The sequence below is a fragment of the Serpentinicella sp. ANB-PHB4 genome (assembly GCF_031432315.1).
Classification (GTDB): domain Bacteria; phylum Bacillota; class Clostridia; order Peptostreptococcales; family Natronincolaceae; genus Serpentinicella.
This window is the reverse complement of sequence record NZ_JAVKGO010000024.1, coordinates 1-12,158: the sequence shown is the minus strand read 5'-3', so window position 1 is coordinate 12,158 and position 12,158 is coordinate 1. Positions and strand designations below refer to the sequence as shown.

Sequence of the window (12,158 nt, the reverse complement as noted above, 5' to 3'; positions counted from 1 at the left end):
TTCAATAAGTGCATTATTTTTTGAATAAAAAATGCTGGAGTGTTAACCACCCCAACATTTATTATAGAACCTTTATTTTTTGTAATTTTTGATGTGTAGCATGTTATATATAAGCACGGATTTTATAGTTTTATTATTTTGTGTCGAGGCATTTGTATATTTACTTGGTTTAAGGTTAAAAATATAGATAGTTTTATTGGAGGGAAAATCTATGAGTAAACCTGATACTAAAAAAAATAATGAAACTTTTTTAATTATAATTGGTGGCGGTGAGGATAAACAAGCGGGGCAAGAAATTTTAAAACATGTAGTAAAAATATCTGGAGGAAAAGACGCAAATATAGCTGTTATAACAACTGCTACTAACTATCCTCTAGAAGTAGGTGAGGAATACAAACGAATTTTTTATGATTTAGGGGCTAGTTATGTACACACAATAAATATTGAATCAAGGAAAGAAGCAAATAGAAAACAACTCTTACAAAAACTAGAAGAGATAAATTGCCTATTTTTTGTTGGCGGAGATCAATTAAGAATATCTAGCATTTTAGGTGGAACCGAGTTTCATAGATTTATAAAAAACAGAATCTCAGAAGATTTAGTTATTGCTGGAACAAGTGCTGGCGCTTCTATGATGAGTGAAGTAATGGTAGTAGAAGGGGAAGATGAAGAGGCCCCAAGAAAATGCACAGTAAAAATGGCACCGGGAATGGGTTTTATAAAAGGCGTTATTATAGATCAGCATTTTAGTCAAAGAGGACGTATTGGCAGGTTATTAGGTGCTACTGCGCAGAATCCTTATGCCTTAGGCATTGGTATTGATGAGGATACAGCAATTCTAATAAATAAGCAAAATGAAATTGAAGTTATAGGATCCGGTGTTATAACGATTGTTGATGGGAAAGATATTGGCTATACAAATATTTCAGAGCAGTATCCGGATGAACCTCTTGCTATAACAGGTGTGAAAGTTCATATTCTACCAGAGAAATTTAGATACAATTTGACTAATAGAGAAACAATAGTTGAAGAAAGAGGTTAAAATGACAGAGGAGGATCGTCAATGAATTTAGAGGAGATTATGGTATATCCAGGAAGAAATATTTATGCCCATTTTCCTGTTGTTAGAACCATAGTTGATTTAAAAGAATATGTAGATATACCAACCTGTAATATTAAAGGATTTAATGAAGGGTTACGATCCATTGTACCTGGATTAAAAAAACATAAATGTTCAAAAGGATATATAGGTGGATTTAATGAGCGCTTAAATGAAGGAACATATTTGGCTCATGTATTAGAACATACTTCCCTAGAAATACAACAGCAGTTAGGCTATGACGTAAGTTTTGGTAAAGCTAGATATCTAGAAAAAGAAACAATCTATTGTGTAGTTTTTGAATATAAAGATAAAACTGCTGCTTATGAATCAATTAAGCTGGCTTTTGATATTATCAATGGACTATTAAATAATAAAAGGATAGATGTAAAGGATAGACTTAAAAAAATAAGAAGATTAATTAGAGAAAATGCCCTTGGTCCAAGTACCCAGGCAATAGTGGACGAAGCAAAAAAAAGGAAAATACCTGTTACAAGATTAGGTACTGAGAGCCTAATTCAGCTTGGCTATGGAAAAAATCAGAAAAGAATACAAGCAACTATTACTGAAAATACCAGTTGTTTAGCTGTTGATACAGCATGCAATAAAGAACTTACAAATCAAATATTAACAGTTAAAGGAATACCTGTACCAAAGGGAAAAAGTGTAATGACTTTTGAAGCAGCAGAAGATTTTATAAAAGATTTAGGGTTCCCTATAGCAATAAAGCCCTATAATGGTAATCAAGGGAAAGGTGTATCCCTTGGAATTAATAGCCTAACCGAAGCAAAAACTGCATATAGCATAGCTAGGCAGTATAATGATCGGGTATTAGTAGAAGAACATATATCAGGTAAAAACTATAGAGTTGCTGTAGTGGGTGATAAAGTAGTAGCAGTATCACAAAGAATAGCAGCACACGTAATTGGCGATGGTACACATACAATACAGGAACTTATTAAGATAGAAAATCAGAATCATCTTAGAGGTGAAGGGCATGAAAAACCATTAACTAAAATAAAAATAGATCCGCTTATGAAAACGCTACTTGAAAGGAAAGGCTTAAGCTTAAGTTATGTGCCTAAAACAGGACAAATAATCTTTTTACGTGAAAATGACAATCTAAGCACCGGCGGTATTGCAATTGATGCCACTGAAGAAATACACCCGGATAACATAAAGATTGCCATAGAAGCTGCAAAAGCAATAGAGTTAGATATAGCTGGAATCGATATAGTAGCAGAGGATATATCAAAATCTATAAAAGATTTTCGTGGTGCTGTTATTGAAGTGAATGCATCTCCAGGAATAAGGATGCACCATTACCCTTCAAAAGGAACAGCAAGAAATGTAGCAAAAGAAATTATAGAAATGCTGTATCCAAAAGGATTAGAAAGTTCTATTCCAATTATTTCGATTACAGGGACAAATGGTAAAACAACAACTACTAGAATGTTATCTAATATATTAGAAAAGAAAAACCTATGTGTTGGAATGACAACCACTGGAGGCGTATATATAGGAAACGAGCTACTAATAAAGGGCGATACAACAGGCCCATTAAGTGCACAAACAGTTTTAATGGATAAAAGAGTCGATGTTGCTGTCCTTGAAACTGCAAGGGGAGGCATCGTTAATAAAGGATTAGCTTACGATTTGGCTGACATTGGTATTATAACGAATATAGGAGACGATCACTTAGGCGTTGATGGTATTAATACTAAAGATGAAATGGCAAATGTAAAAAGCTTGATTGCAGAAGCGGTTAAGAATGAAGGATTTGTCATACTAAATGCAGATGATCAATATACTGAAAATATCATAGAACGCGTAAAAAGCCATGTCTTTTTATTCTCTATGGATTACCAAAACGAATTATTACAGAATCATATAAAAGAAGGAAAACCATGTATTTATGTTAGAGAAGGAAAAATTTACATTTACAATGGAATACAAGAAAACGAAGTAATGAAAGTGATGGATATACCAGCAACTTATAATGGTCTGCTTAAATACAATACTGAAAATGCATTAGCCGCAATGGCTGCTGCATATGTACAGGGTGTTGAAATAGGGATAATCGCCGAAGCTTTAAAATCTTTTAACTCTGATGAACACACAAATCCAGGTAGATTCAACGTTTTTCAAATAAATGATTTTAAAGTTATACTTGATTATGGGCATAATTTAGATGGTATTGAAAAAGTTGCAACTGCATTAAGTAGTGTAAAAGAAAATCGTTTAATTGGTGTTATAGGAACACCAGGAGACAGAAGTGATATAAATATCTTAAAAGTAGGAGAGCTATGCGGTCATTACTTTGATCAAGTTTATGTTAAAGAAGATAAAGAAAAAAGAGGTAGAAAAGTAGGAGAAGTAGCTAATATTCTAAAAAAAGGGTGTACCGTAGGTGGTATAGTTGAAAATAATATCGAAGTTGAGTTATGTGAAGTAAAAGCGTTAGAAAAAGCAATGGCAAAAGCAGAAAAGGGAGATACAATTGTAGTGTTTTATGAGCAATATGACTTGTTGCTACAGACGATTAAAAGTTATACAAAACATAGTGAACAGCTAAAATCACAAGTTATATAAAATGAGCTAACAGGCTCATTTTTATTTTTAAAAATTGTATTTTAATTACAGTTATCTACAAAAAAATAAAAAAATAAGCGATATTGTGTTGTTGAAAAGATATATATCATATATTATATACATACCGAAAAATATGTTTGAGGAGGTGACTTGATGAAGAGTGTTGGGGCATTTTTTGATATTGATGGAACACTTCACAGAGATTCTCTGATGATGGAGCACTTTAAAAAGTTGATTAATGATGAAATAATTGATCCGGTAGTGTGGCACAACATAGCAAAAAAGACTTTTCATGACTGGGATAAACGTATGGGAAACTATGAGGATTACTTATTAGACGTTGCAGAGATATATTTAGAAGCAATGAAGGGAAAAAGTAAACACCATATCGAGTTTGTCTCTGATCAAGTTATAGAAGTAAAGGGAGACCGTGTTTATCGATTTACTAGAGATCGGATTAAGTGGCATAGGGAACAAGGGCATAAGGTTATATTTATATCTGGAAGCCCAGACTTTTTAGTTGCTAAAATGGCAAAAAAGTACGAAGTTGAAGATTTTAGAGGAACAAATTATCTAGTAGATGATGACAATTTATTTACAGGAGAAATTGTTCAAATGTGGGACTCTGAAAGCAAACAAAATGCAATTCTTGATTTTGTAGAGAAGTACAATATCGATTTAAATAAAAGTTATGCATATGGGGATACAAACGGTGACTTTTCAATGTTGAAGTTGGTTGGTTTCCCAACTGCTATCAATCCTGCAAGAGAGTTAATTACAAATATTAAAAAAGATGATGAACTAAAAAAGAAAACCACAGTGATTATCGAAAGAAAAGATACAATATATAAAATGAATGCGGAAGTAGAAATTTTATAAAGCTTAATAATAGGACGTTTCAATGTGAAACGCCCTATTATTTTTTTGTATTTACAACAACATTATCGGTTACAATTTGTCTACTGATTAAGGGTATATTGTTTAATTAATCAATGTATAAGTGTTATCAATTATATTTAACCCTTCAACGTTAGATGTTGTGTAGATTTCTTTCTCTTTTGTTAACACTACACCATCAACACCTTCTAGAGATTCTAACAATTCCAGTCCTCGTTCTAATCCCATAATAAATACCGCTGTTGAAAGGATATCAGCATCTATGGAAGCGTCGGATATAATCGTTACACTTCTAACTTCATTATCAGTTGGATAACCAGTTTCAGGGTCTAAAATATGATGATACTTCACATTATTTTCAACAAAGTAACGTTCATAATCACCTGAAGAAACAATCGATTTGTCAGCTAAGGCAATAGACATGACAACTGAACCACTAGAACTATCAGGGTTTTGGATTCCTACGTTCCAAGGGTCGCCATCGGCTTTATTACCTAAAGCGTATATATCTCCTCCAAGATTTACAAGACCGCTATTTATTCCTTCATCTTTTAAAACATTTATCGCTTCATCTACAGCATATCCTTTTGCGATTCCGCCTAAGTCCATAGCCATTTCCGGATCTTCAAGTTTAACAGATCCATTATCAATACTTATATTTTGAATATCAATATGCGCTTTAGCTTTTTGTATTTCATCTTGAGAAGGTACTCGTTCATTTTCTTTTCCGATCCCCCATAAATTAATAAGTTTTCCAAGCCCTATGTTAAAAGTGCCATCTGTAAGATCGAAGTATTCTAAACCTTTGTTTATAACAAATAGTGTGTCTTGGGAAACATCAACATAAGACTGACCAGCAGATAAATTTACTTGGTAAACATCACTTCCTTCTATAGAAGTGCTCATTGTATTTTCAATATCTTTTATACGGTCGTAAGCTTTACGAATCGCTTCATTTCCTATTTCTTTAGATTCAGCAAAAACCTGTATTTGACCCATCGTCCCAAGAACGAAGTCAACTTCTTGTACTAATACTAGCTCTGATTCTTGTCCTTGTTCACTACTACAGCCTACAACGACAAAAAGTGTAGCAATAATTAAAAAAACTATTTTAGTTTTTATTTTAAACATATTATAACAGCTCCTTTTCTGGATAATATTATAGCAATATTAATTATGAAAGTAAACAAACATAGTATTTAGCAAAATTTGTTTAATTATAAGTAATGGGGGTATTAATATACTGGAAAAGTTATAATAAACAGAGCACTTTCCGACTATATGGGCCCTTGCAGAAGAACAGAAAGTGTTGAAGCAGTAGACGAACTGAAAGTTTTTTAACTAAAGCGACCTAGGCGCTTTTAAAAAGTCTTATATCTATTACAAAATTTTAGCATTCTGAAAATTTCATTAATTACAACAATTTAAAATGCAATTGATTAATATCAAAATATCGTTTATAATCATTTTAGTCATGTATTGTCGATTATTGGCGAACTTTGACGAATATTTAACAATCAAAAACAAGGAGGAATAGAAATGAAAAAACTATTAACGATTTTATTAGCTGTAGCAATGATTTTTGTTATCGTAGGATGTTCTTCAGATACACCAGCAACTGGTGGAGACGCAACAAATACGTATCAAGATGGTACATACACTGCTTACTCTGATGCAGGAGCAAGAGGTTATGGTATGGCAACAGTAACAATTGAAGATGATGCGATCGTAGATGTGCAAGTAGCTGAATTTAATGATTTCGGTGAAGAAAAAGATTCAGATTACGGATATGATGCGTTCCATGATGCAAAAGAAGAAATGCCAGGTAGATTTGTTGAAGCAAACAGCGCTGACGTAGATGTATTTACAGGAGCAACAAGCTCAAGTAACTACTGGAAACAATCAGTAGAAAGAGCATTAGAAATGGCCCTTGTAGATACTAGTGATGCAACTTACTTCGAAGGTGTATTCCACGGAGTTTCGGATGTAGATGAAAGAGGTAGTCGTGGGATTGCAAGGGTAACAATCGAAAATGATAACATCGTAGATGTTGAGTTAAAAGAGACAAGAATGGATGACGAAGAAGAAGTATTAAAAGACGAAGACTATACATTTGAGCAATGGCATGAAGCTTTAGAAGAAATGCCAGGTAGATTTGTTGAAGCAAACAGTGCAGATGTGGATGAATACACTGGTGCAACAAGTTCAAGTAACAAATGGCAACAAGCAGTAGAAAGAGCCCTTGAAAAAGCAGCTAAATAATATGTTTATTATAAAAATCTTATCCCACAAGGGGTAAGATTTTTTTTGTAAACATTTAAAGGGAATAACGTATCATATATCAAGGAGGGGTGAGTTATGAAGCTAACGAGTAGATATTTAAGGCTTTTATCACCATATATGCAAGGTCCTGATGTAATGCATGTACAAGAACGGTTAACAGAGTTAGGTTTTTACGATGGACCCATAGATATGATATATGATGAAGAAATATTTGAAGCTGTGAGAGCCTTTCAAACTGATTATGGGTTACCGCCTGATGGCATTGTAGGACCAGATACTTGGAATGCTATAGGACTAAGTCCTGAAAGAGAGTATCCTATTCCAGAAGAAGGGTATACTATTGAGATCGATTTAGAAAGAACAACACTTACGCTAAAAAGGTTTACAGAGATACTCAATGCCTATCGTGTTGCCGTAGGGACACCATCAACACCAACACCTGTAGGAGATTGGCAAATAATACAGAAAACAAGGAATCCCGGTGGACCATTTGGAACAAGATGGATGCGGATAAATGTGCCTTGGGGAGGCTATGGAATACATGGTACAGACGAACCAGAATCAATTGGTACCGAGGCAAGTAGAGGTTGTGTGCGAATGTTTAACGAAGATGTAAATGAACTTTACGACATTGTTCCTTTGGGAACACCGGTAAAAATTACAGGGGATGTATTTACTGGACGAATACTGGATGTTGATATAGAACCGGGACCAGATGTTTTCGAAGTAAAGACAATTCTTACCCTCTTAGGATACTATGATGGAGAGATAGATGGTGTGTATGATGCACAAACCCAAGAAGCAGTTCGAAACTTTCAGAGAGATTTCAATATTTTTGCCGATGGGGTAGTAAGTGTAGATACCTATCAGGAACTTATACTTGCAAGGGACCAGTATACAGATAATAGAGAACCATAAAGTTTAACTATAGTACTTGACATACTTCGAGGAATAGATTAAACTTGAATAAATAATTCTGAAATTTTAAAAAATAAATATTCTTATCCAGAGTGGTGGAGGGACTGGCCCGATGAAACCCGGCAACCTGCAATATATATGCAAGGTGCTAATTCCTGCAGAACTAAGTTCTGATAGATGAGTAAGGGTTAGATCAAAACTACTTTTCTCATTAGAAAAGTAGTTTTTTTATTTTGAAAAAGAGATAATATTAATTAATTGAGGTGATGATGAACCGTGATACATAATATAGATATCCAACATTTAGAAAAAGAAAAAATACTAAGGCATTTGGGGTACCAAAAGGGCAAGACTGAACTAACAGAAAAGATGAGCCAATTAATTGAAGACTGTATTGATGAAGCCAAACGTTTAATTAATCCAGTAGGGATATATCAGACATTTGAAATTAAGCAAATAAATAAAGAAAAAATTTATTTAGCTGATGTAGATTACCAAATTAAGTCCGCTGATATAGAGCAGTTATTAGATGGAAGTAGGTATACTACCTTTATAGCCGTTACTATTGGACAGCAACTTGATAATCACATAGATAAACTAAATGAAAAAGGAGAATATACTCGAGGGCTGATTATGGATGCAATTGGTTCAGAAGCGGCAGAAGAATCAATAAACAAATTAAATCAAATTGTAGAACAAGAAGCTTTACAGAATGGATATAGATTAACAAGGAGATTTAGTCCAGGATATGGGGATTTTACAATTACAAATCAAAATAGTATTTTAGATCTGTTAAATACAAAGGAAATAGATCTAAGGATTACAGATAGTAGTATTTTAATACCTAGAAAATCTGTTACAGCTTTAGTTGGGTGGACAAAAAAGAACAATACAAATAGAAAAGACAAATGTAGCTACTGTAACTTAGAACATTGTTCTTATCGTGAAGGTGCAAACTACAAATAATTAAGGGAAAGAGGTTTGAGTAAATGAATAAAAAAATGTTGACTGATTTATTGTCAAAAAAAGTTTTGGTTTTTGATGGAGCAATGGGAACAATGCTTCAAAAAAAAGGTTTAGTGTCGGGGGAATGTCCAGAAATATATAATTTAAATCAAAAAGAAATAATAAAAGACATCCATAGCGCATACATCGATTCAGGCGCGCATATTATTCAAACAAATACTTTTGGGGCCAATAGAATAAAGTTAAAAGCATACAACTTAGAAGGTGAAATTACAGAAATAAATCAAGAAGCTGTTCGTCTTGCAAAGCAAGAGGAGAAAGAAAATGTATTAGTAGCAGGGGATATAGGACCAACAGGAAAATTATTATATCCCTTAGGAGATCTACTCTTTGATGAGGCTTATGATGTTTTTTTTGAGCAGGCAAAATTATTAATTGATGCCGGTGTAGATTTACTAGTTATAGAGACAATGACAGACATACAAGAAGCAAGAGCAGCTGTGATTGCAGCAAAAGATGCCGGTGATGTTCCTATAATATGCACTCTAACTTTTGATGAAAAACAAAGGACGTTAACAGGTTCCGATCCAGAAAGTATTGCTACTATTTTAGAGGCAATAGGGGTAGATGTACTGGGTATAAACTGTGGTTTTGGCCCAGATTTAATGATAGATATTGTAAAACGTATGAGAAAGGTTACTGATAAAAATATAATTGTTCAACCAAACGCCGGATTACCGGTGTTAGTGAATGGGCAAACCCAATTCAATTTAACTGCAGATGCTATGGCTAGTTATGTAGAAGCATTAGTAAAAGCAGGTGTTAATATAATTGGCGGCTGTTGCGGTACGACCCCGGAGCATATAAAAGCGATTAGAAAAATGACCAATAAGCTACAACCAGAACCTAAAGCAGAAATTCCATTTACTAAATTAGCGAGCATGACAAAAACATTAATACTAAACGAAGATCTCCCTACTAAAGTAATTGGAGAATGTATTAATCCCACAGCAAAAAAATATTTAGCAGAAGCCATAAAAGAAAATAAATTAAGTGTCCTCTCCAAAGAAGCAGTAAAGCAGGTTGAAGCAAATGCAGATATTATTGATGTAAATGTCGGCGTGAATCTGACTGAAGAGCGTCAAGTGATGAAAGATGCTATTTATGAAATTCAAAGAAGTATACAAGCGCCGGTGAGTATAGATACGGTAAATTTTGAAGCAATGGAAGAAGGGCTAAAAGCTTATAGTGGAAAAGCTTTAATTAACTCTACAAATGGGGATGAAAAACATTTACATAAAGTTTTACAATTAGCAAAAAAATATGGAGCTGCAGTTTTAGGATTGACGCTGGACCATAAAGGAATACCGAAAAAAGCAGAGGAACGTTTTGTTATAGCCGAGAAAATCGTAAATACAGCAGTAGAGTATGGTCTTAATCCTAAAGATATATTTATAGATACCCTTGTCCTAACGGCAGGTGCACAACAAGATCATGCATTAGAGAGTATTAAAACCATACGATTAGTTAAAGAAAAACTTGGCGTAAAGACTGTGTTAGGAATTAGTAATATATCCCATGGATTACCTAATCGAAATGTATTAAATAGTACGTTTTTATCCATGGCATTAGAGGCGGGGCTAGATATACCAATTTTGAATCCATATATAGAAAGCATGTGGACAGTTATTAAAAGCTCGGATGTACTAACAGGAAAAGATAAAAACGCAAAGGAATTTGTGAATTATTTTTCTGAAGAACAAGAAGAAAAGCATCAAAATAGGCATGTAGATACAAATATTGAACATAATCTGTTTAAAGCAATTAAAAATGGAGAAAAAGATGCTTGTGTTCCTTTAGCAAAGCAGCTAAAGAAAGAAGGGCTTGCATCTATAGAAATCGTAAATAAATGTATTATACCTGCATTAGAAGAAATAGGGAAAAAATATGAAGAAAAAATATTTTTCTTACCACAACTTTTACTAGGTGCAGAGTCTGCACAACAGGTTTTTAATTACTTAGAAAAAGATTTGAAGACGGTAAAAGAGAAAAAACTTGGTACAGTTGTAATAGCAACAGTAAAAGGTGATATACATGATATTGGAAAAAACATTGTATCAATTATGTTGCAAAATCACGGTTTTCATGTAATCGATCTTGGAAAAGATGTAGAAGAAGAAAAAATTATCCAAACGGCAGTAAAGGAAAAAGCTGACTTGATTGGTCTAAGTGCACTGATGACAACAACCATGCCGGAAATGAAGAAAATAACTGAAAAATTAAAAAAATTAGAGCACAAAATACCAGTAGTAGTTGGTGGGGCAGTTGTTACAGAATCCTATGCTAAAGAAATTGGTGCATACTACTCTGAGGATGCTGTAAGTGCTGTTAGACTTGCAAAAAGAATAATGAATATAGGGGGATAAAGAATGAATCATTTAAAAGAAAAGTTAAGAAAGAGAAAATTTAGTATAACAGTAGAGCTAGAGCCACCTAAAGGTGTTGACACATCGAAGTTATTACAAGCTGTTAATGATTTAAAAGGGGTAGTCGATGCTGTTAATATAACAGATGGACCTATGGCTAATATGAGAACAAGTGCAATTGCTCTTGCCCATCATATTAAAACAGAAACAGGAGTCGAATCAATATTTCACTTAACCTGTAGAGATAGAAATACTATTGCACTACAATCAGAACTTTTAGGTGCATCAGTTTTAGGCGCGAACAATCTATTGGTGCTTACTGGTGATGAACCTACAAGAGGGGATCATCCAGATGCAACAGGCGTATTTCAAGTAGATTCTGTTGGCTTGGTTAATGTGGTAAATACATTGAACAAAGGTTATGACTTGGCAGGTAATCAGTTAAATGCACCCACAGAATTTATGATTGGTGTTGCTGCTAATCCCTGTGCTGAAAATTTAGAAAAAGAAGTAGAAAAATTAGAGAAAAAAGTAGAAAAAGGAGTGCATTTTATTCAGACCCAACCAGTATATGATATAAAGGACCTACAAAAATTTACGAACTGTGTTGAAAAGTTAAACGTACCAGTATTATGTGGTATCTTACCCTTAAAAAGTTATAAAATGGCCCAATCTATATCAAAAAATGTTCCAGGTATCAAGATACCAGATTCCATACTGAAAAGAATGGAATTAGGAGGGCAAGAGGAAGGAATAAAAATAGCAGGAGAATTTTTAAAGGAAGCAAGAGCGTACTGCAATGGTGTACATATAATGCCTTTAGGAAATACAAAATTGTCTTTGGAAATATTAGAATATTCAGAATAAGTGTAATTAATAAAAATAAACAAGGAAAAATAAATGGTTCTATAATAAATGTTGGGGTGGTTAACACTCCAGCATTTTTTATTCAAAAAATAATGCACTTATTGAAAATA

Annotated in this window: 9 protein-coding genes and 1 riboswitch; of the genes, 8 read left to right on the top strand and 1 reads right to left on the bottom strand. The window is 33.6% G+C overall.

All coding sequences use genetic code 11. The annotated features are described in order from the left end of the window. The first annotated feature begins 211 nt into the window (after positions 1–211). From RH915_RS11270 to RH915_RS11260, 3 genes are all read left to right on the top strand, one after another. A complete protein-coding gene (locus RH915_RS11270) occupies positions 212–1,042 on the top strand; it encodes a cyanophycinase (RefSeq protein WP_310480127.1) in 831 nt (276 codons plus the stop codon). A 21-nt stretch (positions 1,043–1,063) separates the two neighbouring features. Further along, positions 1,064–3,691 (top strand): cyanophycin synthetase, encoded by a 2,628-nt coding sequence (gene cphA, locus RH915_RS11265; protein ID WP_310480125.1) that lies wholly within the window; start codon positions 1,064–1,066, stop codon positions 3,689–3,691. 153 nt (positions 3,692–3,844) lie between these two features. Continuing rightward, positions 3,845–4,570 (top strand): HAD family hydrolase, encoded by a 726-nt coding sequence (locus tag RH915_RS11260; protein WP_310480123.1) that lies wholly within the window; start codon positions 3,845–3,847, stop codon positions 4,568–4,570. A 102-nt stretch (positions 4,571–4,672) separates the two neighbouring features. Here the strand turns inward: RH915_RS11260 and RH915_RS11255 are convergent, their stop codons facing one another. After that, on the bottom strand, positions 4,673–5,719 hold the full coding sequence (locus RH915_RS11255) for an FAD:protein FMN transferase (RefSeq protein WP_310480122.1): 1,047 nt from the start codon (positions 5,717–5,719) through the stop codon (positions 4,673–4,675). Positions 5,720–6,127: 408 nt separating this feature from the next. Between RH915_RS11255 and RH915_RS11250 the strand changes: the two genes are divergently transcribed. The 5 genes from RH915_RS11250 (at position 6,128) to RH915_RS11230 (ending at position 12,048) form a co-directional block, all read left to right on the top strand. Continuing rightward, a complete protein-coding gene (locus RH915_RS11250) occupies positions 6,128–6,850 on the top strand; it encodes an FMN-binding protein (RefSeq protein WP_310480120.1) in 723 nt (240 codons plus the stop codon). Positions 6,851–6,946: 96 nt separating this feature from the next. Next, the gene (locus tag RH915_RS11245) at positions 6,947–7,789 is read left to right on the top strand and encodes a L,D-transpeptidase family protein (protein WP_310480118.1); all 843 of its coding nucleotides are present in this window, start codon (positions 6,947–6,949) and stop codon (positions 7,787–7,789) included. 80 nt (positions 7,790–7,869) lie between these two features. Continuing rightward, a riboswitch (SAM riboswitch) is annotated at positions 7,870–7,973 on the top strand. A 92-nt stretch (positions 7,974–8,065) separates the two neighbouring features. Continuing rightward, the gene (locus tag RH915_RS11240; RefSeq protein WP_310480116.1) at positions 8,066–8,755 is read left to right on the top strand and encodes a vitamin B12 dependent-methionine synthase activation domain-containing protein; all 690 of its coding nucleotides are present in this window, start codon (positions 8,066–8,068) and stop codon (positions 8,753–8,755) included. A 23-nt stretch (positions 8,756–8,778) separates the two neighbouring features. Continuing rightward, positions 8,779–11,181 carry a homocysteine S-methyltransferase family protein gene (locus tag RH915_RS11235; protein ID WP_310480112.1) on the top strand — a complete coding sequence of 801 codons (2,403 nt, stop codon included), beginning with the start codon at positions 8,779–8,781 and terminating at the stop codon, positions 11,179–11,181. Positions 11,182–11,184: 3 nt separating this feature from the next. Then, positions 11,185–12,048: a methylenetetrahydrofolate reductase gene (locus RH915_RS11230; RefSeq protein ID WP_310480110.1), complete on the top strand. Its 864-nt coding sequence runs from the start codon at positions 11,185–11,187 to the stop codon at positions 12,046–12,048. Positions 12,049–12,158 lie beyond the last annotated feature (110 nt).

What these genes read in the sequence shown, in the direction of transcription:
- RH915_RS11245 (WP_310480118.1), top strand. Translation starts at nt 6,947, where the DNA reads ATGAAGCTAACGAGTAGATATTTAAGGCTTTTATCACCATATATGCAA.
- RH915_RS11235 (WP_310480112.1), top strand. Translation starts at nt 8,779, where the DNA reads ATGAATAAAAAAATGTTGACTGATTTATTGTCAAAAAAAGTTTTGGTT.
- RH915_RS11255 (WP_310480122.1), bottom strand. Translation starts at nt 5,719, where the DNA reads ATGTTTAAAATAAAAACTAAAATAGTTTTTTTAATTATTGCTACACTT.
- RH915_RS11230 (WP_310480110.1), top strand. Translation starts at nt 11,185, where the DNA reads ATGAATCATTTAAAAGAAAAGTTAAGAAAGAGAAAATTTAGTATAACA.
- RH915_RS11270 (WP_310480127.1), top strand. Translation starts at nt 212, where the DNA reads ATGAGTAAACCTGATACTAAAAAAAATAATGAAACTTTTTTAATTATA.
- RH915_RS11250 (WP_310480120.1), top strand. Translation starts at nt 6,128, where the DNA reads ATGAAAAAACTATTAACGATTTTATTAGCTGTAGCAATGATTTTTGTT.
- RH915_RS11260 (WP_310480123.1), top strand. Translation starts at nt 3,845, where the DNA reads ATGAAGAGTGTTGGGGCATTTTTTGATATTGATGGAACACTTCACAGA.
- cphA (WP_310480125.1), top strand. Translation starts at nt 1,064, where the DNA reads ATGAATTTAGAGGAGATTATGGTATATCCAGGAAGAAATATTTATGCC.